Origin of the sequence: Algoriphagus jejuensis (assembly GCF_039523455.1) — a bacterium.
GTDB classification, from domain to species: Bacteria; Bacteroidota; Bacteroidia; order Cytophagales; family Cyclobacteriaceae; genus Algoriphagus; species Algoriphagus jejuensis.
In genome coordinates this window covers 109,860-131,324 of the sequence record NZ_BAAAFI010000002.1, presented here as the reverse complement: position 1 = coordinate 131,324, position 21,465 = coordinate 109,860, and the positions used below count along the sequence as shown (strand labels likewise).

22 protein-coding genes are annotated in these 21,465 nt (G+C 47.9%); 13 read left to right on the top strand and 9 right to left on the bottom strand.

Annotated elements, in window-relative coordinates; translation table 11 throughout:
• Nucleotides 1–426 precede the first annotated feature (426 nt).
• The 13 genes from ABD031_RS01595 to ABD031_RS01535 all read left to right on the top strand — a co-directional run bounded on the left by ABD031_RS01595 (nt 427) and on the right by ABD031_RS01535 (nt 14,412).
• Nucleotides 427–1,620: a DUF4861 family protein gene (locus ABD031_RS01595; RefSeq protein ID WP_343848043.1), complete on the top strand. Its 1,194-nt coding sequence runs from the start codon at nt 427–429 to the stop codon at nt 1,618–1,620.
• Between the two features lie 172 nt (nt 1,621–1,792).
• Nucleotides 1,793–3,025: a glycoside hydrolase family 88 protein gene (locus tag ABD031_RS01590; protein ID WP_343848042.1), complete on the top strand. Its 1,233-nt coding sequence runs from the start codon at nt 1,793–1,795 to the stop codon at nt 3,023–3,025.
• A 106-nt stretch (nt 3,026–3,131) separates the two neighbouring features.
• A complete protein-coding gene (gene kduI, locus ABD031_RS01585) occupies nt 3,132–3,971 on the top strand; it encodes a 5-dehydro-4-deoxy-D-glucuronate isomerase (RefSeq protein WP_343848041.1) in 840 nt (279 codons plus the stop codon).
• Nucleotides 3,971–4,762, top strand: a complete 792-nt coding sequence (locus ABD031_RS01580; protein ID WP_343848040.1) for a gluconate 5-dehydrogenase — start codon at nt 3,971–3,973, stop codon at nt 4,760–4,762. The genes kduI and ABD031_RS01580 overlap by 1 nt, the downstream gene beginning before the upstream one ends.
• Before the next feature lie 252 nt (nt 4,763–5,014).
• Nucleotides 5,015–5,461 carry a sterol desaturase family protein gene (locus ABD031_RS01575; protein WP_343848039.1) on the top strand — a complete coding sequence of 149 codons (447 nt, stop codon included), beginning with the start codon at nt 5,015–5,017 and terminating at the stop codon, nt 5,459–5,461.
• Nucleotides 5,458–6,354 (top strand): MerR family transcriptional regulator, encoded by an 897-nt coding sequence (locus ABD031_RS01570; RefSeq protein WP_343848038.1) that lies wholly within the window; start codon nt 5,458–5,460, stop codon nt 6,352–6,354. The genes ABD031_RS01575 and ABD031_RS01570 overlap by 4 nt, the downstream gene beginning before the upstream one ends.
• A 423-nt stretch (nt 6,355–6,777) precedes the next feature.
• Nucleotides 6,778–7,290 (top strand): RNA polymerase sigma factor, encoded by a 513-nt coding sequence (locus ABD031_RS01565; RefSeq protein WP_343848037.1) that lies wholly within the window; start codon nt 6,778–6,780, stop codon nt 7,288–7,290.
• A 3-nt stretch (nt 7,291–7,293) separates the two neighbouring features.
• Complete coding sequence (locus ABD031_RS01560) at nt 7,294–8,778, top strand: phytoene desaturase family protein (protein ID WP_343848036.1); 1,485 nt, start codon at nt 7,294–7,296, stop codon at nt 8,776–8,778.
• A gap of 20 nt (nt 8,779–8,798) precedes the next feature.
• Nucleotides 8,799–9,641 carry a phytoene/squalene synthase family protein gene (locus tag ABD031_RS01555; protein WP_343848035.1) on the top strand — a complete coding sequence of 281 codons (843 nt, stop codon included), beginning with the start codon at nt 8,799–8,801 and terminating at the stop codon, nt 9,639–9,641.
• Nucleotides 9,641–10,351 carry a lycopene cyclase domain-containing protein gene (locus tag ABD031_RS01550; protein WP_343848034.1) on the top strand — a complete coding sequence of 237 codons (711 nt, stop codon included), beginning with the start codon at nt 9,641–9,643 and terminating at the stop codon, nt 10,349–10,351. Before ABD031_RS01555 ends, ABD031_RS01550 begins: the two co-directional genes overlap by 1 nt.
• Nucleotides 10,352–10,354: 3 nt before the next feature.
• The gene (locus tag ABD031_RS01545; RefSeq protein ID WP_343848033.1) at nt 10,355–11,200 is read left to right on the top strand and encodes a 4-hydroxy-3-methylbut-2-enyl diphosphate reductase; all 846 of its coding nucleotides are present in this window, start codon (nt 10,355–10,357) and stop codon (nt 11,198–11,200) included.
• A 16-nt stretch (nt 11,201–11,216) separates the two neighbouring features.
• Nucleotides 11,217–11,915 carry a fatty acid desaturase gene (locus ABD031_RS01540; protein ID WP_343848032.1) on the top strand — a complete coding sequence of 233 codons (699 nt, stop codon included), beginning with the start codon at nt 11,217–11,219 and terminating at the stop codon, nt 11,913–11,915.
• Nucleotides 11,916–12,009: 94 nt separating this feature from the next.
• A complete protein-coding gene (locus ABD031_RS01535) occupies nt 12,010–14,412 on the top strand; it encodes a TonB-dependent receptor (RefSeq protein ID WP_343848031.1) in 2,403 nt (800 codons plus the stop codon).
• Here the strand turns inward: ABD031_RS01535 and ABD031_RS01530 are convergent.
• From ABD031_RS01530 to ABD031_RS01490, 9 genes are all read right to left on the bottom strand, one after another.
• Nucleotides 14,409–14,870, bottom strand: coding sequence for a YdeI/OmpD-associated family protein (locus ABD031_RS01530; protein WP_343848030.1), 462 nt, complete (start codon nt 14,868–14,870; stop codon nt 14,409–14,411). The genes ABD031_RS01535 and ABD031_RS01530 overlap by 4 nt on opposite strands.
• 54 nt (nt 14,871–14,924) lie before the next feature.
• Nucleotides 14,925–15,371, bottom strand: coding sequence for an outer membrane insertion C- signal (locus ABD031_RS01525; protein ID WP_343848029.1), 447 nt, complete (start codon nt 15,369–15,371; stop codon nt 14,925–14,927).
• Between the two features lie 51 nt (nt 15,372–15,422).
• Nucleotides 15,423–16,106 (bottom strand): aquaporin Z, encoded by a 684-nt coding sequence (gene aqpZ / locus ABD031_RS01520; RefSeq protein WP_343848028.1) that lies wholly within the window; start codon nt 16,104–16,106, stop codon nt 15,423–15,425.
• Nucleotides 16,107–16,202: 96 nt separating this feature from the next.
• On the bottom strand, nt 16,203–17,171 hold the full coding sequence (locus ABD031_RS01515; protein WP_343848027.1) for a TolB family protein: 969 nt from the start codon (nt 17,169–17,171) through the stop codon (nt 16,203–16,205).
• Nucleotides 17,172–17,202: 31 nt separating this feature from the next.
• Nucleotides 17,203–17,571 (bottom strand): DMT family protein, encoded by a 369-nt coding sequence (locus tag ABD031_RS01510; RefSeq protein WP_343848026.1) that lies wholly within the window; start codon nt 17,569–17,571, stop codon nt 17,203–17,205.
• 71 nt (nt 17,572–17,642) lie between these two features.
• Entirely contained in the window at nt 17,643–18,968 is a 1,326-nt protein-coding gene (locus tag ABD031_RS01505; protein ID WP_343848025.1) for a rhamnogalacturonidase, read from the bottom strand.
• 89 nt (nt 18,969–19,057) lie between these two features.
• Nucleotides 19,058–20,008: an alpha/beta hydrolase gene (locus tag ABD031_RS01500; protein ID WP_343848024.1), complete on the bottom strand. Its 951-nt coding sequence runs from the start codon at nt 20,006–20,008 to the stop codon at nt 19,058–19,060.
• A 144-nt stretch (nt 20,009–20,152) separates the two neighbouring features.
• Complete coding sequence (locus ABD031_RS01495; protein WP_343848023.1) at nt 20,153–21,043, bottom strand: fructose bisphosphate aldolase; 891 nt, start codon at nt 21,041–21,043, stop codon at nt 20,153–20,155.
• Nucleotides 21,044–21,101: 58 nt separating this feature from the next.
• Complete coding sequence (locus tag ABD031_RS01490; protein WP_343848022.1) at nt 21,102–21,410, bottom strand: hypothetical protein; 309 nt, start codon at nt 21,408–21,410, stop codon at nt 21,102–21,104.
• Nucleotides 21,411–21,465 lie beyond the last annotated feature (55 nt).

Genomic DNA, 21,465 nt, shown 5'->3' with positions numbered 1-21,465 from the left:
TTCTAAAGCAGCAGAAAAGAATTAGTCACCAGACCAGGCATATTGGCTTTAGTTTCCGCTGGGCTGTCACCTTTTTACCTGGCCACCTTACTGAAAGATCCTCACTTCCGCGCAATCCTTCAAGCTACGTGTTGCTTTAACGCGTCTGGATCTGGAATGCATTTTTTATGAAACCGCGATCAAATTCCTTTAGCCCGGAGATTAGCTTCATCGCACTATGAGAATGCCCATCCATCCTAGATAGCCCGGAAGTAGGACTGCCTACCCCACTTCGGGCAATGAGTTACATCCTCTGAACCATAATTCATATCCCAAAGAATTGATTTGAGCGATAATTGCACACTGAGCAAAGCACTACCATCATGAACCCTGGAAGATAGCGCCTGCTCTTAAAGTTGACCATTTTAAAAAAAGATCAAACAAGTAATGAGTAAGGCAAATTATTTGGCCACCCTGTTGATTTTTCTCTTGTTGTTGGGCTGTGAAGAAAAGGAACCATCGATCACAACGACGTTTTCCAATCCCTCAGAGATAAAAAGAACCCAGGAAACTGTCAGCATTCCTGCGAGCCAACTCAGCTCACTGCTAACGGGACATGAGCTCGACGATATCCTGGTTCGAGATGAGGGGACCAAAACCTACCTGGTAGTCCAGTGGATTGACTACGATCAGGATGGCGCTCCTGAGGAATTGCTTTTCCAGGTCGACCTCGACGCAAATCAGAGCAAAGAATTTTCCATCCTTTGGAAGGAAAGCGGGAAAGCAGAACAGCCCAAATCGACATTGACCACCTATTCGCGCTTTGTGCCCGAGCGTACGGACGACTACACCTGGGAAAACGACAAGGTCGCATTCAGAACCTATGGCCCGGAAGCCCAGCGATTGGTCGAAGAGGGACTGGAAGGCGGCACACTGAGCAGCGGAATCGACCTTTGGCTCAAAAAAGTCGACTACTCGATCATCGATTCATGGTATGAGAAAAATGCCAAAGAGCAGGGCTATTACCATATCGAGCATGGAGAAGGCCATGACCCCTACCATGTGGGAAAAAGCCGCGGAACGGGTGGCAGCGGCGTGTGGCTTGAAGACTCCTTACATATATCCAAAAATTTCGTTTCGTACCGAACGCTGGCGACTGGCCCGATCCGTACCGTCTTCGAATTGGACTACGCTCCCTGGAGCAAATACGGCATTCAGGAGAAAAAGAGAATTTCACTCGACTTGGGATCCAATTTTTCAAAGTACGAGATCACCCTAAGCTCGGAACAGGCACTGCCGAACTACGCTGTCGGGATCACGCTTCATGAGGGAGCGGGTGAAGTTTTGGAAAATAAGGAAGAGGCTTGGTTTGGCCATTGGGAACCCATGGGCGACAGTTTCGTGGGCGAGGGGATTCTCGTAGCGCCAAAGGACTACCAAAATCACTTTACCAACTACTCCGTGGTACCCGACCAAAGCCAACTGCTCATCCTGCTCCGCAGCAATCCATCACTTACCTACTATGCCGGATTTGCCTGGACTGCGAGCGGTGATGTTTCCGATAAGGGTGATTGGGAGGAAATGCTGCAGTACAAAGCCAAAGTGCTGGCTAATCCTTTGGAGGTCACTTTTGGCAAGTAAAAAACAAACTATAACTCTGAAAATAAACCCTGTAAGCATACGATTCAAAAGGCGACATAGCTAGTCCCAGCCGATCAATAGTCCTCTTTTCTTAACAAACAGCACAGAGGTCTACCGCCTGCTTTTCGGGAAAAAAGATTGATCCGAACCGATACCACAAAATAACCCTGGAATGAAAAAACCCATATTAATCGCATCTCTGGCTTTGCTTGCATTTGGCTGTAGTCAAAAACAAGAGCAGTTGGACATCGACAAGCAATTGGAGTATTGCGTAGCGCAAGCGACCAAGACTCTGGACTTGATTCCCGATGATTCCTCAATGATCCCACGCAATGTGCCCCATGGCACCGCCGAGTGGACATTTGTAATATACAAAGACTGGACGAGTGGCTTCTGGCCGGGAATACTCTGGTATCTGTATGAGGCTACCGGTGACGCGAAGTGGAAGGACGAAGCGGTTCATTTCACCAATTACCTCAAGCCACTCTCAGAAATGTCTGCCATCAATCATGATTTGGGCTTTCAGGTATTTTGCAGCGCAGGCAATGGCTATCGCCTTACTGGCAACGGGGAAGACAAAACGATGGTGCTCAAGAGCGCAGATACGCTTGCCACGCTGTACAATCCACTGGCTGGCACCATCCTTTCCTGGCCAGAGCACAAGCACGATTTTCAGCACAACACGATCATCGACAACATGATCAATCTTGAATTGCTGTTTTGGGCTTCGAAAAACGGCGGGGACCCGGCCCTGTATGACTTGGCCGTAAACCACGCCGAGACGACGATGGAAAACCATTTTCGCGAGGATTTCTCTGCCTACCATGTCATCCAATATGATACGATCACAGGTCAAAGGGTAAAAGGCATCACCCATCAGGGATTTGCGGATGAAACGATGTGGGCACGTGGACAAGCCTGGGCGATCTACGGGTTTACGATGGTGTACCGGGAGACCAATGATCCCAAGTTTTTGGCCTTTGCGCAGAAAGTGACGGATGTTTACCTGGAGCGATTGCCGGAGGACATGATCCCATTTTGGGATTTTGACGCACCCAACATTCCAAATGAACCCAAGGATGCTTCTGCGGCAGCCATCACTGCATCGGCCCTGCTCGAGCTTTCACTCTATGTCGATAGTGCTGACAAAGCGGAAGCCTATCGATCCGCGGCTGAGAAAATGCTCCTTGCCTTGTCTTCTGAAAAGTATATGAGCAAGGATCAGAATACGGCATTTCTCCTTCACTCCACCGGGCATCATCCCAACGGAACTGAGATCGACGCATCGATCATCTATGCAGACTATTACTATCTGGAGGCACTTCTGAGACTGAAAAAATTGAAGTCAAACGAACCCATCATAGACACCGACTATAAGATAGTAAATGCGAATAACGCAAAGTAACAGGCTTTGCTCCGTCCTCGGGTGCAGCTCAGCTGCAAATCAGGGGACAACAGTCAGCGCCTGAAACAACAATCCAAAACCCTCTCAGTAATACCAAAATTTTGTCATGATAAATACTTCCACACGATACGCCACGCACCCTAGTCAAGTAAAGCAGTTTGACACGGCACAACTCCGTGAGCATTTTCTGATTGAAACGCTATTCGTGGACGATACTATTGAGCTGGTGTATTCCCATTTTGATCGGCTGATTGTCGGTGGGATCAAGCCGGTTTCCCAAACCGTCAAGTTGGAAACCTTTGAGTCACTGAAGGCCAACTACTTTCTCGAAAGAAGAGAGATCGGTCTCATCAATGTAGGCGGTACGGGCACTGTCATTGCCGACGGCGAGTCGTACACGATAAATCCCAAAGAGGCTATCTACCTCGGAAGAGGGGTGAAGGACGTTTCCTTCGCTTCGGAAAAGAAGGAAGACCCAGCCCTTTTCTATTTTAACTCAGCTCCCGCACACGCCGCTTTTCCGATTGCCAAAACTTCCTTGGAAGCTGCCGAAACCGTCGTGCTCGGGTCGAGCGAAAATGCCAACCACCGTACCATCCGCAAATTGATCATCCAGGCCAACGTGCAGTCTTGCCAACTCCAGATGGGATTGACCGAACTCAAGCCCGGCAGTGTCTGGAACACGATGCCTCCACATACCCATGACCGAAGGATGGAGGCCTACTTCTATTTCAATATCAGTGAAGGCAATACGGTGAGCCATTTTATGGGACAGCCCGAGGAGACCCGACATATCTGGATGAAAAACAACCAGGCGGTCATCTCCCCACCCTGGTCGATCCATTGCGGAGTGGGTACTGCCAATTACTCTTTTATATGGGGAATGGCCGGCGAAAATCTCGACTATGGAGATATGGACCAAGTAAAACCGCAGGAACTACGCTAATGAAAAATTCGCTATTTGATTTAGCCGGAAAGACGGCGCTGGTCACCGGCGGTACCCACGGACTCGGAATGGCCATGGCCATGGGGCTGGGGGATGCAGGCGCGACGCTTGTGATCAACGGACATTCTAGGGATAGGATGGAGTCTGCCTTGGACACCTACCGCAAGGCAGGCTACACGGTTCACGGCTTTTTGTTTGACGTGACCAATGAAGCGGAAGTGAAAACTGCGATCGCCGACATAGAAGATCAAGTCGGTGAAATCGACATTTTGGTAAACAATGCCGGGATTATCAAGAGAATCCCCGCTGTCGATATGGAGGTGGCTGACTTCAAAAGGGTGTTGGAGGTCGACCTGGTAGCGCCCTTTTTGATGTCTCGGGAAGTGGGCAAAAAGATGATCGCTCGCAAAAGCGGAAAGATCATCAATATCTGCTCGATGATGAGTGAGCTGGGAAGAAACACCGTCTCGGCCTACGCATCGGCAAAAGGTGGGCTTAAGATGTTGACGCGAAACCTAGCCACTGAGTGGGCGAAACACAACATCCAAGTCAACGGAATAGGACCGGGATATTTTGCCACGGAGCAGACGGCTCCTATCCGGGTGGATGGACATCCTTTCAATGAGTTTATCATCAACAGAACGCCGGCTAGCCGTTGGGGAGATCCCGATGATCTAAAAGGAGCAGCCGTCTTCCTCGCGTCCAAGGCGAGTGACTTTGTAAATGGGCAAATAATCTATGTCGATGGGGGCATATTGGCCACAATAGGGAAGCCAAGCAACGAAAGCTGATCCGAACAAAAAGCTGGGTTATTTTTTTATAGACCGATCCCGCCAGCTAATCCGCTGGTTGGATTGGTCTTTTGCATTTGCTCAATTACCCTCCAATTTTTTCCATTCGGATATTTCTTAGCTTTGGAATTCGGCTTTCTCGCAAGTTTCAAACTATCACAAGAATTGTCCCCCACGCGCAACAGCGGTTTCCGGCGGAAGGACTTTTCAAATTGATTCTAACAAAATCCCCCCGATCTGGTTGTGTCTACGATGATCAACGCATTAGCATTTATAGCGCTTGGATTTGTCGCAATGGAACTTGCGGGATGGGCAATCCACAAGTACCTGATGCATGGGCCGCTGTGGATGATCCACAGGACCCACCATGAGCCGTCCAAGTCCTTCTTTGAGCTAAACGACCTGTTTTCTCTCCTCTTTGGCAGTATTGCAGTAGTGTTGATTTTCAAGGGAATAGATGCTCTGGACTACCGATTCTGGATGGGAGTGGGCATCAGTGTATACGGCTTACTCTACTTCATCCTTCATGATATCTGGGTTCACCGGAGATTCAAGTGGTTTGGCAGGCCAAAAAACTTCATCCTAAAGGGCATCTTCAAAGCCCATCAGGCACATCATCGTACCAACACCAAAGACGAAGCAGTTTCGTTTGGGCTGTTTTTGGTACCCAAAAAATTCTTTAACGACCAGGAAAAGTGAGCACTTATTCGATCAAGGATCTGGAACAGCTTTCGGGTATCAAGGCGCACACGCTGCGCATTTGGGAGCAACGCTATGCCTTGCTCAGCCCGAAGCGCACCGCTACCAATATTCGATACTATGACAACGAAGATCTGAAGCTCATCCTGAACGTCGCACTTCTCAACGAAAATGGCCTCAAGATCAGCAAGATCGCCGCGATGGATTCCCGCTCCATCCGTGAAGAAGTCCTCAAACTGACCGAATCTTCTCCCAGCCATTCCGATCAAATCCAAGCGCTCACCCACAGCATGATCGACATGGATGAGGAGCGATTTGGCAAGATCCTGGCCTTCAACATTGACAAACTGGGTCTGGAGCAGACGATGTTTGACCTCATCTATCCTTTCATGTCCAAGATCGGAGTACTCTGGCAGACCGGCGCGATCAACCCGGCGCAGGAGCATTTCATCTCCAACCTGGTCCGTCAGAAGCTGATCGTGGCGATCGACGGACAGCAGCTCGTGCGGGGTGGAAAAAAGTTTCTGCTCTTTCTGCCCGAAGACGAGCTACACGAGATTTCGCTGCTTTTTGCCAGCTATATGATCAAGTCCTACGGTTTTCAGGTAGTCTATCTGGGTCAAAGCACCCCATTTGATGACCTGCTGTCTGTGTACCGGGTTCATCGGCCGGATTTTTTACTGACCGTGATTACCTCTTCCCAAACTGCCGAGTTTGCCCAAGAATACACTACTAACCTGGCGAATCAATTCCCTCAAGCCAAAATTCTGGTGTCGGGTTTTCAGGTATTGGCTCATGATATCGTACTCCCGCAGAATGTGAGAAAGATGAGCGATTTTGAAGAGTTCAAGGGTATTCTCCTGGAGAACAGCCCAGAAACAGTAAGAGAATAAGTTTAGGGGCAAAGTCCGGCTTTCCTTTATGGATTCCAGCTGGCCTTGGTCAAAATACTTGCAACAAAAAGTCCGACAAATGAACGTGCTGTACCCCTTCGACGGACTCTTTCCAGAAGTCATCCAGCCAAGCCACCTTTCTAAGTTGTACAGGTGACTTTTTCTGGGTATAACCCCAAAAAGATCTATTTGTCAGAAGTTTTTGGGGTTATATCCTTAAAACTTTTACCGAATCGTCCTGTCAGATTCCCAAAGGCCATTTCCTCCCATTTCCCAAACCCCATTTTAGCATCCTCTCGGTCCAGCCACCTTGTTCTGAAAGTAGAATCTCCATTTTGTTTAATATTTTTCTCTATTTCTTAAACAATATCTTGCATTCTTGTTTAATCATTTGTAGATTTGATTAAACATAAATGCCTGAACATGACAACTCTAGAATTCAGCTACTCCTTAAACAAACTGTCCAGTTCGCTAAAGCCTTTTGCTTTGAAATTGACCCGCGACCTGGACGATGCGAATGATCTAATGCAAGACACCTATGTCAAGGCGTTCTCCAATCGAGACAAGTTTGCCGAAGGCACTAATCTGAAGGCTTGGCTCTATACCATCATGAAAAATACGTTCATCACCAATTACCAACGAATGGTGCGCCGTGGGACTTTCGTTGATACCACTGAAAACCTACATTATCTGAACTCCGGCAATGTCGAAATTGAGAACGGCGTATTCGGTAACTTTACGATGGCCGATATAAATCGAGCGATTGAAAAATTGGATTCGACTTACAAAACTCCATTTATGATGTATTTTCAAGGATTCAAATACAACGAGATTGCCGAGAATCTCCGTATACCAATAGGAACTGTGAAAAACAGAATCCATATCGCAAGAAAGTTGCTCAAAGGAGACTTGGTGATGTATACGCACAAAAATTAAATCATGCAGCAAAAACACGTGGTGGTGATCGGTGCCGGGTTTGCCGGACTTTCTGCAGCGACACACCTCGCCGATCGCGAATCTTGTACGGTTACGCTGTTGGAAAAAAACGATACCCCTGGAGGTCGGGCCAGAAAGTTTTCTGCTGAGGGATTCACTTTTGATATGGGCCCAAGCTGGTACTGGATGCCCGATGTGTTTGAGCGATATTTTGCTCATTTTGGAAAAAAACCTTCCTGCTATTACGATCTGATCCGACTCGATCCTTCCTATTCGGTTATCTTCGGAGCTCATGATATCATGGAAATTCCGGCGAATTTGGATGAATTCAAATCGATGTTGGAAAAGCTGGAAATAGGCGCCGGAGCTCAACTGGAGAATTTTCTGGCACAGGCCAAATACAAGTATGAAGTAGGGATTCAGGATTTAGTCCAACGCCCTAGCAGATCGCTTGCAGAATTTGCTTCACCGAAACTGCTCGTAGACGTAATTCGGATGGATGTTTTCCAATCGATGTCCAAGCATATTCGGAAGTTTTTTACCCACGAGAAAATCATCCGATTATTAGAGTTTCCGGTGCTTTTCCTCGGAGAAACTGCGGAAAATATACCTGCACTCTATAGCCTGATGAACTACGCAGACATCGCCTTGGGTACTTGGTATCCCAAAAAAGGAATGCATGAGATCATCAAAGGGATGGTCAGCTTGGCGGAGGAGAAAGGGGTGAAAATCCGCTATTCATCAGAAGTAGAAGAAATTGAAATCACAGCCGGAGAAGCGAAACAAATCCGTCTGAAGTCTGGAGAACTTATTCCGGTAGATGTTGTCATTGCGGGAGCGGACTACCACCACGTCGACAGACATCTCATTAATCCCAACTATGCCAACTACACGGAAAAGTATTGGGACAGGCGCGTCTTGGCTCCATCCAGCCTACTTTTCTATTTGGGTGTGAGCAAAAAACTGAAAAATCTCCGTCATCACAATCTGTTCTTTGACGAGCCGCTCGCGCCGCACGCCGATGCGATTTATAAAAATCCAAGATGGCCCGAAAAGCCGCTTTTTTATGCCTGTGTTCCCTCGATCACGGATCCGACAGTTGCGCCGGACGGGATGGAAAACCTGTTTCTACTTGTTCCTCTCGCTCCGGATCTAGAAGATTCAGACGCAATCAGAGAAGAATACTACGAGCTGATCCTTGATCGGCTTGAGAAAATCTCCGGTCAGGATATCCGATCGCATGTGAACTACAAGCGATCCTATGCCCATAGTGACTTCAAAGCCGATTATCATGCTTACAAAGGCAATGCATATGGGTTGGCGAATACGCTAAGTCAAACAGCGCTGTTGAAACCCAGCCTTAAAAACAAAAAGGTTAAAAATCTGTTTTACACAGGACAGCTGACTGTACCTGGTCCTGGTGTGCCTCCATCTCTGATTTCGGGCGAAGTGGTTGCCAGAGAAGTAATACGGGAAAATCATTTATAGCGAAATAGGTATATTTTAACATGGATTCAATAGCGCTTTTCAACCAAACGACTCTGGAATGCAGCCGCCTGATTACCCAGCGCTACAGTACCAGTTTTACGTTGGGAATAAAAACATTGGACAAGAAATTCCACTTGCCCATTTATGCGATATATGGCTTTGTCAGACTTGCCGATGAGATCGTAGACACTTTTCATTCCCAGGATAAACAGACCCTTTTGAGCCGATTTAAGACAGATACCTTTGAATCGATCTCTACCGGCATTTCTCTAAATCCCGTCCTCCATGCCTTCCAGTTGATCGTCAATCAATACCAAATCGACTTGGGATTGATTGAGGCGTTTCTGCACAGTATGGAAATGGATCTTGATTTCAAAAATTATGACGATACCCGCTACCATGAATACATCTATGGCTCAGCGGAAGTTGTCGGACTGATGTGTTTGAAAGTTTTCTGCGAAGGAGATTCGACGATGTACGAGCGACTTCGAGAGCCTGCTCGCAAGCTGGGTTCGGCGTTTCAGAAAGTTAATTTTCTCCGCGATATCAAGAGTGATTATTTGGAAAGAGGTCGGGTTTATTTTCCAGCCGTCGATTACCTCAAATTTAACAATACCGCTAAACTGCTTATCGAAATGGATATTCAAAAAGATTTCGATGATTCGCAGGTCGGTATCGAAAATTTGCCCGTGGGCGCAAAATTTGGCGTTAGGATAGCCTATCTATATTACCAGAAACTATTCAATAAAATCAAAGGAATGCCAGCTGACGTCCTACTTCAGAAGCGGATCAGAATCCCAAATTCTCAAAAACTGACTCTTTTGCTGGGCTCTTATTTCGAAACAAAATTAGGATTGCTCTGATGGAAAAGTACCTGTATTCAGGCGTCTTGCTTTTCGCGATTTCCTATCCGCTTGCCCAGTCATTTGAGCGTAGGATTCGATATGTATCCCAGTGGTATGCACTTTTTCCGGCATTGTTGATCTCAGCAGCTATTTTTGTGGTTTGGGATTATTGGTTTACACAGATCGGAGTCTGGGAATTCAATCCGAGGTATGTTCTCGGGATTTACTTTTTCGAACTTCCGCTAGAGGAATGGCTCTTTTTTATCATCATACCATTTGCCTGCGTATTCATCTACGAAGTGCTGATTTTCTTTTTCCCCAGGGACGTCTTTCAGCCTTTGGCGAAGCCATTTGTTTTTGTCATGGTTCCTTTCTTAGCTGGATTGGCCTTATTTCACTTGGACAAATGGTACACCTCCGTCAACTTTCTGTTCGGGTCATTCGTATTGTTGCTTCATTTTTTGGTTTTTAGTGATCGATACCTCGGCAGATTTTTGTTTGCCTACCTCGTTCATTTGGTTCCGCTTTTGATTTGCAACGGTATCCTCACCGGAGGACTCACCGAAGAGCCGGTGGTCATCTATAACAACTCCGAAAATCTTGGCGTTCGAATTTGGTCAGTTCCAATCGAGGACCTGATCTACTCCATGTCTTTATTTTTGCTCAATATCAGCATCTTTGAAAAAATTCGAAGCCGAAAAACAATTGTTCCTCTTGGAAGTTTATAAGCTATGAAATCTCTCCAAGTACATATAGACGATCATTCAGGCTTCTGCTTCGGAGTAGTTTACGCCATCGAAATGGCTGAGGAAATTTTGGAAGAACAAGGGTATCTCTATTGCTTGGGGGATATTGTGCACAATGACGAAGAGGTCAACCGACTGACCAGAAAAGGACTAAAAATCATCGATAAGGAAGATCTGCGTGGACTGAGTAATGAAAAGGTGCTGATCCGTGCGCATGGTGAGCCACCGTCTACCTATGAATTGGCCGTGAAAAACAACTTGACGCTCATTGATGCGAGCTGTCCCGTCGTCCTTAAGCTTCAAAATCGAATCAAAAATTCCTTTGATCGAGGCGAACCAATATATATCTATGGCAAGCACGGTCATGCTGAGGTGATTGGTCTCCTTGGTCAGACTGGCAATGCGGCGGTTGTTTTTCAGGATATTGCCGAACTGGATCTTCCCAGTCTGCCCAAAAATCTTACACTGTATAGTCAGACAACCAAAAGCACTGAGAAATTTTACGAGATCAATAATTCTCTCCAGCAAGAGGGAATAGCGGTCGCAACCAATGACACCATTTGCCGACAGGTATCCAATCGAGATAAGGAACTAAGGGATTTTGCTGCGAAATTTGACAAAGTCGTCTTCGTCGCAGGTACTAAGTCCTCCAATGGAAAAGTTCTTTTCAAAGCCTGTGAAGAAAGCAATCCGAATACGTACTTTGTCTCCAATCCCGAGCAAGTCGAAACCAGTTGGTTTGAACAAAATGATACCGTCGGGATCTGCGGCGCTACCTCAACCCCCATGTGGCTGATGGAGCAAGTCAAAGAACGAATCCTTACCATTTGATCCAACCGATCCTGCCATGAGTCTGGCACAGACTTCCACTTCAAATTCAATAGACCCCAAAGGCCTGCTCATCGGTTGGGGGATCATCGCGAGCTGGTTTGCGTCGCTTTATGGCTTGCTGCACTTCCCAATTTCCTGGTCTGATCCTTGGATTTATCTTGGTGTTTTGGTCCAAATGCACCTCTACACGGGCCTTTTCATTACCGCACACGATGCCATGCACGGCGTAGTCTCGGCCAACAAAAAGCTCAACCTACTGACTGGCTGGATTGCTGCTTTGCTCTTTTCTTACAATTTCTTCGGTAGGCTTTTCCCCAAACACCACGAACACCATCGGCATGTGGCTACAGACCAAGATCCTGACTATCATCCTTCGGGAAAGTTTCTGATTTGGTATTACAGCTTTATCCGACAGTACGTGACCCTATGGCAGATCTTGCTGATGGCAGTGACTTTCAATATTCTGAAGTTATTTTTTCCTACGGAAAATCTCATTTTGTTTTGGATGGTTCCGGCGATTCTGTCCACTTTCCAGCTTTTTTACTTCGGCACCTATCTTCCCCACCGCGGGGAAAATGAAAACAAACATCACTCTGGCACACAGGACAAAAACCACCTTTGGGCCTTTCTCAGCTGCTATTTCTTTGGCTATCATTACGAGCACCACGACTCCCCAGGCACACCTTGGTGGAGGCTATGGCGTGCGAAATCGTAGCGAACCTCCCAAATAGCTTGATATTTGTCAAAATCTCCAGGCTCGCTAAAACTTTATCGCCGGCGATTGATTTTAGAAGCAAGCACTTTACTACATGAATTTTAGATTTCTCGCCTTCGCCTTTTTTTTGCTTTCTTTCCAGGCACTATCCCAAGGAATCATCCGCGGGAATGTGGTCAATCCGATCAACAATGAGCCGGTGGCTTTTGCCAATATCCTGATCCTGAATACCGAGTTGGGAGCGATCAGCGATGAAGAGGGCAGGTACGAAATTACCGACGTGCCTCCGGGGCTTTACAATGTGCGGGCAAGCTTTGTGGGCTACAAGACTTCTACGCTTTTTGAAATTCAAGTGACTTTGGCTCGAGCCGTTCAGCTGGATTTTCAGCTGCAGGAGGATGCTGCCGACCTCAGCGAAGTCGTCGTGAGCAGTGAATTTACACGCTCGGAAGAAACGCCGCTTTCGGTGCGGAAACTCAATGCCAACGAAATCGAACGCTATCCCGGCGGAAATCGCGACATCTCGCGCGTGATCCAAGCTCTGCCCGGAGTGGCCAGTACTCCCAGTTTTCGAAACGACATCCTGATCAGGGGGGGAGCACCCAATGAAAACAAATTCTACGTCGACGAGATCGAAGTGCCGGTGATCAACCACTTTTCGACCCAAGGGTCTTCGGGTGGCCCTGTCGGAATTCTCAATGTGAACCTGATTAAGAACCTCGACCTGATAGCGGGAGGATTTCCTGCGAATCGGATGGATGCGATGAGTTCATTTTTTGAGATAAAGCTCAAGGAAGGCCGGCGCGACAAGATGGCTACCCAACTCACTGTGGGGGCTTCCGAATTGACATTGTCCAACGAAGGCCCGCTTTCAGACAAAACTACCTATTCATTCTCGGCACGAAGGTCCTATCTGCAAGGGCTTTTCAAGTTGCTGCAATTGCCCTTTCTTCCGACTTTCAATGATTTTCAGGCAAAAACAACTACGAAACTGAATGCCAAAACCGAACTGACTTTCGTCGGAATTGGGGCGATAGATAAGTTTGCGCTTAATGAGGATCTGCCGGAGGGCGAGTCGGAAGAAGAGCTGGAAAACAGACTGTACCTCTTGGATGTATTGCCGGTGCAGTCGCAGTGGAACTATACTACCGGATTAAAACTGAAGCGTTTTCGGGAAAATGGTTTTTGGACTTTTGTACTGAGTCGCAACATGCTCAACAACGAATCCTACAAATATTCTGGCAACGACGAAAGCAACGAGTCAAACCTCCTTTTCACTTACAAATCACAGGAATCGGAAAATAAATTCAGAGCCGAAAACAGCATTTTTGCAAAAGGTTACACACTTAAATACGGATTCAACTATCAATATTCTCGCTATTACATCAACAACTTTAACCGTTCGACTTTAGCCGAGACCGGTGAGATCATCGATGTGGAATCCACCTCATTTTTCAATCAATATGGGGCGTTCGTGTCCGGGACAAAAAATTTCTACTCGGATCGACTGCTGCTGAGTGGAGGGATTCGATTAGACGGTGCTGACTTTGCCAAAACAGCCAGCAATCCACTCAATCAGATCAGCCCGAGAGTGTCTCTCTCCTATCAATTGAGGCCCAACCTCTTTGCCACTGCCAATGCAGGGGTTTATTACCAAAAGCCTCCCTATACCGTATTGGGCTTTCGAAACGAGCAGGGTGAATTAGAAAACCGCGACAATGATGTCCGGTTCATCCGAAATGCGCAACTGATCGCAGGGATAGAATTGTTGATTCCAGAGAAAAACAGAAGGCTTACTGCCGAAATATTTTACAAGAAATATTCAAATTATCCTTCTTCGATCCGAAACGGGATTTCTCTAGCCAATCTCGGTGCAGACTTCGGGGTGATCGGAAATGAGCCGGTCGTGTCAGATTCTGAGGGTCGGGCCTACGGATTGGAGTTTTTGGCGCAGCAGCGTTTGTTCCGGGACTTTTATGGGATAGCCGCGTTGACCTTGGTCAGGAGTGAATTTACCAATCCCAACACGGAGGGGTTTGTGCCTTCCGCATGGGACAACAAATTCATTGTCAGTCTGACTGCGGGCAAGCGATTTGGTAAAAACTGGGAAATCGGTACCAGATGGAGATTTCTTGGTGGGACACCCTACACGCCTTACGACCTGGATGAGTCAAGCCTGATCAGCAATTGGGACCTGAGAAATACCGGAATACTGGACTACGATCAGATCAACGCCGTGCGGCTGTCTCCTTTTCATCAGCTCGATCTCAGGATTGACAAAAAGTACTATTTCGATCGCTGGAATCTCAACTGGTATGTGGATATCCAAAACCTCTACAACTTCCAGGCAGCACAACCACCGATCTTGATTCCCGTTCGGGATGATTCAGGCAATATTCTGGTAGATCCGAATGACCCCAGTCGCTACCTTTTGAAATTGATCGACAATCCGGCGGGAAACGTCCTTCCGACCGTAGGAATCATTGTTGAATTCTAGGAGTCCTGCTTTAGCCGATCGAGCAATTTGACAATCCGGGCAGCTTTCGTTTCCTCAGTGTCTGCACTGTAGATGTATTCGACCCAATGCTTTTGTTCCGCTTCGTTCAGGTTATAGAAAAGGGCCAACTTTCCGGGATCGTCTTCCAGGCAATCGATCAATTCTTGCGGGGTAGTTGAGGGAATACCCTCCCGATAGAGTTTTAACACCACCGAGTCACCTTCCTCTTTACCGATGTGAGTTCGGATGGGCTTGGAGATGGGGAGAAAAAGGATGCCCTTTTTCATGGGCATGAGATGCTTGCCGACAAAGTCAAAGTCGTCTATCGATCCATTTAGCTTGACCATACCAAAGGCTTTCCCTCCAGGCAAACGTTCTAAGGGGACGCGAACGAAAGTCCAGCCTCCCTTTCCTGGAAATCTTTCCAGCAAAAACTCACCCTCAAGTATCAGCTCCATGGCAAAAAAAAATAGAGCGGGTTTCCCCGCTCCGGTCATCAGTGGTAAGTAGGTTCAATTAAATCTCCAGCGGATGTTCAGACCGAAGCCTGCTGCATCAAAACTGGTCTCTTCGACAATGATAAAATAAGGTCTCCAGTCAAGGCCAATGGTAATCGGAACATCCGGAAAGGGATACTCAGCACCAATCTCGCCGGCGACTCCAAACTTGAAGTTATCCGACAGAAACAGTGAAGGCCCAAAGCCAGCATACCACATGATATCAGAAGTGGAAATGTTGTCATACACCGGATTCCAAAGCGCGTCAATGCCAACGCCATCATTTCCAAAACTGACATCTGCGTGTATTCTGCTGAATTCCCCAAGCGCGAATACTCCGTCGACCGCGACATTGTTTCCGTTCACGTTTCCAAATCGGATACCGACTTCCTGCGCTTGAGACTCCAGAGCGGCAAAGAGACCTAAAAACATGACAAAGGAAAGTACTTTCAAAAACTTCATAAATAAGCGGGTTGGTTTAACTGAGATTGAGTCAAAAAACGCCCCCGGATTTTACTCGTTCGGAGACAGGTTTTTGTAAACGATCCCAGCTAAAACTGCGCCAATTATGGGAGCAACCCAAAAAAGCCAGAGCTGCTGGAGATAAATTCCTCCGGCAAAAAGAGCCTGTGAAGTGCTTCTGGCGGGATTGACGGACGTGTTGGTCACAGGGATACTTACCAAATGGATCAATACCAGACAGAACCCAATTGCTAATCCCGCGAGACCAGCAGGCGCCTTGGGATAGGTCGATCCCAAGATCACAAAAAGAAAAATAAAGGTCATTACCAATTCGGTGGCAAGTGCAGCTGTCATAGAATAGCCTCCAGGCGAAGCCTCTCCAAATCCGTTAGAAGCAAATCCCCCCAACTCGAAACCGGGCTTTCCGCTCGCAATTACATACAATATCCCCGCTCCGGCTATCGCCCCCAATACCTGCGCAATAACGTAGGGCAGTACTTCTTTGCCTTCAAATCTACCCCCAACCCATAGTCCGATCGAAACGGCCGGATTGAGATGGCAGCCCGAAATATGGCCGATACCATAAGCCATGGTCACCACAGTGAGTCCAAAGGCCAACGAAACGCCTAAAAAACCGATTCCCATTTCCGGAAATCCTGCCGCTAAGACGGCACTACCACATCCACCCAGAACCAGCCAAAGGGTTCCAATAAACTCTGCTACTAGTTTTCTCATAATAAAAGAAGTTGAGGTTGATAAAAATTGATGGACTAAAAGATACTAAAAAAGGGGCAACTAGCTTATGCTAAGAGGGTTGTGAGGAAATATTTTTCACTCTTGTTTTTTTAAAAACACCGGAGCTAGCTGTGTACGAATCAGGGTATCAGTCAAAATCCTGGTCTCCTTGGATTGCCAGTCCATCAGGACGATGTGATATTGTCCCGAAATTGTATCCTGATACTGCTCATACACCAACCATTTCCCGTCTGGACTCCAGTCGTGATAGACTTCGTCTTTGCCACTTTGAGAGATCTGTTGATTGCTGGTTCCGTCAGGATTTATCCTAAAGATGAACGTATGCTCGCCTCTGGAACTGGCATAGGAAATGAAATTTTCCGTCGGGTGCCACTTCAGAGCACCGGCCTTGTAGCCGTGTCCCGTAGCTGCCGGATCATCGCCTGGAAAATGTGTCAGTTGCTTCTCTCCCGTACCATCCCGATTGATGAGGAAAACCTCCGGGAAAATACCTTCCACCTTCGCCTTTGGGCTTTTGACGAAAGCAATCTGAGATCCATCCGGCGAAAATACCGGATCCTGAAAGCGGAAAGAAGTGTCGTTGAGCAGTGGCTTTGAGCTTCCGTCCGTCAGGTTGATTAGAAAAAGCTGGTGTCTGACGTATGGTTCTGGTCGTGCCGACACAATCATTTCGTTGGCATTCGGATCGATATCCATCCAGCTGTCTTCCAATCTCAAGTCGCTGAGTTTTTTCAGGTTCTTTCCTTCGGAGTCCATCTCGTAAAGAAAGAAATTGCGATAGGCCGTATCCCTGTCACTGATGAAGTAGATCTTATTTTCGTGCGCCAAATAAGTCCAGGCTACGTCCGGATGATCGGTCAGTTTTGTCGAGACGGCTCCGGAGTCCAGTCCGATGATCCGGATTTCCCAATTGTCTGGTGCTGCGGAGTCCGGCTCGAAGGTATTGAAGGCGATCAGGTAGCTGTCGGCTTCTGTGTCGGCAGCTTTGTGGCTGCAGGAGCTAAGGAAAATCAGGGACAAAAAGGTAGCGTAGATCGAATTCATGGAAGCCCGTTTTCGGAATTTAGCCAAAACATTACTTTTTGAAAATAAAATAGACCGCCAATATCAGAAAGACTGCTCCGATGCCATGGTTGAGTTTTAGCGTTTCGTTCTTGAAAGCGATCAGGGTGAAAACCATAAAAACCACCAGCGTGATCACTTCCTGAAGGACTTTGAGCTGAACCAGGGAAAAAGGCCCGCCATTCCCCGAATAACCAATCTTGTTGGCCGGGACCTGAAAACAATATTCAAACAGGGCAATTCCCCAGCTGATCAGGATTACCGCTATCAGCCCGAGCTTGCTAAACCATTTCCACTCTGCAAACTTCAAATGGCCATACCAGGCCAAGGTCATAAAGGTGTTGGACAGGATCAGAAGTCCGATGGTGAGGAGTGCTTTCATTTGCGCGGATTTTAGCTGCGCGAATTTCCGCAAAAAACCGACCGCCTGTATCGCCCTCAGGGCTGGGAGTGCTACTGGATTTTCTTGCCATTTACCCGAACATTCTTCACCTGGAAGCCGTCGACGATCTCGGGATTGAAATCCGGTTTGTTGGCCTGAATTTCGAGATTTTCGAAAGTAAAATCCGCAAGTCTATCGTGCTCGGTGATCGCGACGTCAAAGAAGATCTCGCAGTCCAAGTCGATGTTTCGCATCGTGATATGATCTGAGTACGAGAGCGGCACATCTTGCCGGCCTTTCAGGTCAAAAAATTGCGTCCAGGGCTTCACATAGATCATGCTATGCGCTTGTCCGCTGATATTTTCGACGGTGATGTATTCGTAGTGCTGTGGCGTGTCCGGGCGCATCTTCAGCCAAAGAAGCCTGACCGCATCCTGTACCTTGATGTTACGCATGATCACGTTTTTGTTGTGGATGGCCTCGCTTCCCGCAGTCAAGGCCGCATGGCAAAAACCAAATTCGCTGTCCTCGATCAGGATGTGGGTATTCTCGCCGTTGTTGGGATCTTGGTCGGCCCAAGGCCCTTTGCCTCCCTTCAGCGCAATGGCGTCGTCATTGACCGCGAGGTAGCAGCCCTTGATGAGGACGTTGTTTACTACGTCCAGATCGATGGCATCCGTGCTGGGAGCTTTGACGGGAGCGTGAGGAGAAGTGATCGTTAGATCGAGGATTTTGACGTTTTCGCATTGGTAGTAGTGACTGCTCCAGAATCCCGCATTGATCAGCTTCACGTCCTGAAGCTGCACATCCTTGCTTTTCCAGATGAAAACCAGGCGTGGCCGGGAAACTTCCAGATTGGTGCAATTCGGGTCTTCCTCCCTTCTTTTCCAGAACGCGTCCCAAAACTTCAAGCCATTTCCGTCGATGGTGCCTTTGCCCGAAATGGTAAAACCGTCCACGCCGTAGGCATTGACCAAGGCGGCAAAGTAATCCAGGTTTTGGCCCTCCATGCGCGAAGGGATCTTGGGATAATTGGCGATGTCATCCGAGCCTTTGAGTACTGCGCCTTCTTCCAAGTGCAGGTGGGTTTTGGGTTTGAAAAAGAGTGCCCCGCTGAGGAAAGTGCCCTTGGGAATGACGATCACCCCTCCGCCATCCGCTGCCGCTTGGTCGATGAGCTGCTGGATTTGGACGGTTTGCAGAAGGGAGGGATCAGCTTTCACCCCAAAATCAGTGATTCGATAAGCCTTGCCGAGGTCTTCGACCTTCACTTTGCTGTAGTCGCGAAACCAGTCTGACATGGGACTGCCGTCTGGCCAGGTGTCGGTAGCTTGGTGCTGTGAAAAGGCCTGCTGGATCAGTAGCATCAAAAAGACGAAGGGGAATATGCTTTTCATCTGGGTGGTTTGAGGGTTTTATTTGCTTCAGAAAGTATCCAATTATAAGGGCTTTGAATTGAAAGTGGGCTTCATTTATCGATAAACCACTACTTATCCGGGCTCCAAAGCCACTTCAGTCCCTCTGGAAGCAAGGCTCCGGGATGCTTGTCGCTGTGCTCGCCATCCGTCCAAACGGCGGTGAATTCATACCTTGGAGCAGGGAGGTTCTTTTTGTCGGCGTTTAGATTGGCGTATTCCATGGCGGACACCATCTGCTGGTTTGCCAGAAACCAATTGCCCCATTCATTACTCAGGTCATGGCTTCCGTCTTGGATGAAAATTCGCATCGGTCTAATCGCTTCCCGGCGGATCAGCGCGGGATAATCTTGCCCGCCAAGCTTGATCGGCGTTTCATTGGGTCGAAAACCAATCGAAACATAGCTGCCGATGCCGCTGTAGACTTTGCGAAAGAAGTCAGGATAGTGCCAGCCCACTGTAAAAGCGGCAATCGCCCCGCTACTCGAACCTCCAATCGCTCGCTGATCCGGGTCAGTCGTTAGGTTATATTTTTGCCCAACCAGGGGCAGCATCTCCTCTATGACAAACCGGGCATAGCGATCATCCATCGCATCGTATTCGGCGGCGCGGTTGTCTGGATTGCTGGATCCCAGATCGCTCGGATAGCTCGTCGAGCGATTGCCCGGGGAAATGAAAATACCAATCGTGACAGGGATATCACCAGAGGCAATCAGGTTTTCCAAAACCTGCGGAGCACGGATGGCTCCTGCCGGATTGGTCGCCCTGAAACCGTCCTGGAAAACCAGCACACTTGCCGGTTTGCTGGCTTCGTATTGGGCCGGGACGAAAAGCCAATACTGCCTTACCGTCCCCTCAATGATCTTGCTGTGAAATTCATAGGGTCCGAGGAGCTCGCCTTTTGGCACTCCTTCCTGCGGAAAATGAGCTGGTGTGAGCTCAACGCCGGTTCGGATTTCCAGCTGGGCAAAAAGACCAAAGACCGTAAAGAAGGAAAACAGGAAAAGGAGAGTGGTTTTCATAGGCTTGAGAATTTTGGGCCTCTCAATTTAGCTTTCTTGGTCATGATTTTGACCAAGAAAGAATCTTTCTGTCCCCACTAAAAATTAGGAATACCCCCAAACACCCTCAGATGATTTGGTTTTTTAAGGCCCAAATTCTCCAGATCAAGTGATCGAGGCCTGATAGATCTGGTCAATCGCCGAACCCAAGGCCTCGGAAAAATCCCCGTCACTTTGGCTCACGCGGAGGTCATTCAACAAGGCTCTCGAAAAACTCGCTATCATCCCTTGATTTTCGCCCAATAGCTCGCAGGCCTCTTCCAGATCATATCCGCCAGACAGCGCGAAGACCCGCAGAACTTTGGGATGCTTGATCAGAGGCGAGTAAAGATTGGCCTCCGTAGGAATAGTGAGCTTCAGGATGACTGATTGTCCCTCTGGAAGCAGGTCCAATTCTGCCAAGAGCGCTTCGAGCAGCAGCTGTTCGATTTCACCTTTTGCTTTCGCGTGGATATCCACCTCCGGCTCCAAGATCGGAACGAGGCCGTGAGCCAGGATGACTTTTCCTACGGCAAATTGCTGCTTGGCGATGGAGACGATTCCTTCGATGTCATTTTCGAGGATCACCGACCTCATTTTGGTGCCAAAAATCCCCTTCTGCTTCGCGTCCGTCAGCATCTTGGGCAGGTCGGGAATGTCCTTCATGTGCTGGACTCCCTTGGCCTTAGATTCAAGGCCTTTGTCGATTTTCAGGAATGGGACGATGTCTTTAGCCCAAAGAAAAGCCGGTGTCGGCATCCCGTCTACCTTCCCATTCATCGTTTTTTCAAACAGAATGACTCCGATAATTTTATCTCCGTAAAAGCCGGGATCCCGCATCACTCTCGTTCGCATCTGGTGCATAAGGGCATACATTTCTTCCTCAGACTGGTATTCGCTTTCGGCAATCCCGTAGCCCAAAAGTGCTTTGGGAGTGCTTCCCCCGCTCTGGTCCAGAGCGGCGATGAAGCCTTTCCCTTCCTTGATTCGTTGCGTTTGTTTCTGAAAAGTGTCCATGGTGTTTTCGGTTAAGTTGAAAGATTCAGTATCAATTTAACTCAAAACCCGTGCGGGATTAAAATCCGGTGTCTTTCCGGATTTTTTTGATCATGCCTTCTCTGGTTCCCCAAGCCCTTTTGTTTCGAAGTGAAGAAGTGTGGGATTTCAACAGCTTCAGGATCCAGTCCAGCGACTGCCCAAAACGGGGGCCGCCGAAGGCGGTCTTTTCTTCTGTCTCAATCCAATTTAAGTTCCCGATTTTGATCGGAGTGCCTGCCCGCTGCAGGAGGGGCGAAGCTATGCCTGTGCCACAAAAAGCCCTTCCAAAACGGGTTTGAAAGAGCGGAAAAAACCAAGCATCGAAAGACTTTTTAAACGTGACCAAAAATTTTGAAGCGATTTTTTGAATTTCCGATCTTGCAAATATCCCTAAAATCCCG

Excerpts from the sequence above, each read along its gene's own strand:
- ABD031_RS01565 (WP_343848037.1), top strand. The coding sequence starts at position 6,778 with ATGACAACTCTAGAATTCAGCTACTCCTTAAACAAACTGTCCAGTTCG.
- ABD031_RS01510 (WP_343848026.1), bottom strand. The coding sequence starts at position 17,571 with ATGAAAGCACTCCTCACCATCGGACTTCTGATCCTGTCCAACACCTTT.
- ABD031_RS01505 (WP_343848025.1), bottom strand. The coding sequence starts at position 18,968 with ATGAAAAGCATATTCCCCTTCGTCTTTTTGATGCTACTGATCCAGCAG.
- aqpZ (WP_343848028.1), bottom strand. The coding sequence starts at position 16,106 with ATGAGAAAACTAGTAGCAGAGTTTATTGGAACCCTTTGGCTGGTTCTG.
- ABD031_RS01560 (WP_343848036.1), top strand. The coding sequence starts at position 7,294 with ATGCAGCAAAAACACGTGGTGGTGATCGGTGCCGGGTTTGCCGGACTT.
- ABD031_RS01575 (WP_343848039.1), top strand. The coding sequence starts at position 5,015 with ATGATCAACGCATTAGCATTTATAGCGCTTGGATTTGTCGCAATGGAA.
- ABD031_RS01580 (WP_343848040.1), top strand. The coding sequence starts at position 3,971 with ATGAAAAATTCGCTATTTGATTTAGCCGGAAAGACGGCGCTGGTCACC.
- ABD031_RS01500 (WP_343848024.1), bottom strand. The coding sequence starts at position 20,008 with ATGAAAACCACTCTCCTTTTCCTGTTTTCCTTCTTTACGGTCTTTGGT.
- ABD031_RS01495 (WP_343848023.1), bottom strand. The coding sequence starts at position 21,043 with ATGGACACTTTTCAGAAACAAACGCAACGAATCAAGGAAGGGAAAGGC.
- ABD031_RS01540 (WP_343848032.1), top strand. The coding sequence starts at position 11,217 with ATGAGTCTGGCACAGACTTCCACTTCAAATTCAATAGACCCCAAAGGC.
- ABD031_RS01550 (WP_343848034.1), top strand. The coding sequence starts at position 9,641 with ATGGAAAAGTACCTGTATTCAGGCGTCTTGCTTTTCGCGATTTCCTAT.
- ABD031_RS01545 (WP_343848033.1), top strand. The coding sequence starts at position 10,355 with ATGAAATCTCTCCAAGTACATATAGACGATCATTCAGGCTTCTGCTTC.
- ABD031_RS01595 (WP_343848043.1), top strand. The coding sequence starts at position 427 with ATGAGTAAGGCAAATTATTTGGCCACCCTGTTGATTTTTCTCTTGTTG.
- ABD031_RS01525 (WP_343848029.1), bottom strand. The coding sequence starts at position 15,371 with ATGAAGTTTTTGAAAGTACTTTCCTTTGTCATGTTTTTAGGTCTCTTT.
- ABD031_RS01555 (WP_343848035.1), top strand. The coding sequence starts at position 8,799 with ATGGATTCAATAGCGCTTTTCAACCAAACGACTCTGGAATGCAGCCGC.
- ABD031_RS01530 (WP_343848030.1), bottom strand. The coding sequence starts at position 14,870 with ATGGAGCTGATACTTGAGGGTGAGTTTTTGCTGGAAAGATTTCCAGGA.
- kduI (WP_343848041.1), top strand. The coding sequence starts at position 3,132 with ATGATAAATACTTCCACACGATACGCCACGCACCCTAGTCAAGTAAAG.
- ABD031_RS01590 (WP_343848042.1), top strand. The coding sequence starts at position 1,793 with ATGAAAAAACCCATATTAATCGCATCTCTGGCTTTGCTTGCATTTGGC.
- ABD031_RS01515 (WP_343848027.1), bottom strand. The coding sequence starts at position 17,171 with ATGAATTCGATCTACGCTACCTTTTTGTCCCTGATTTTCCTTAGCTCC.
- ABD031_RS01535 (WP_343848031.1), top strand. The coding sequence starts at position 12,010 with ATGAATTTTAGATTTCTCGCCTTCGCCTTTTTTTTGCTTTCTTTCCAG.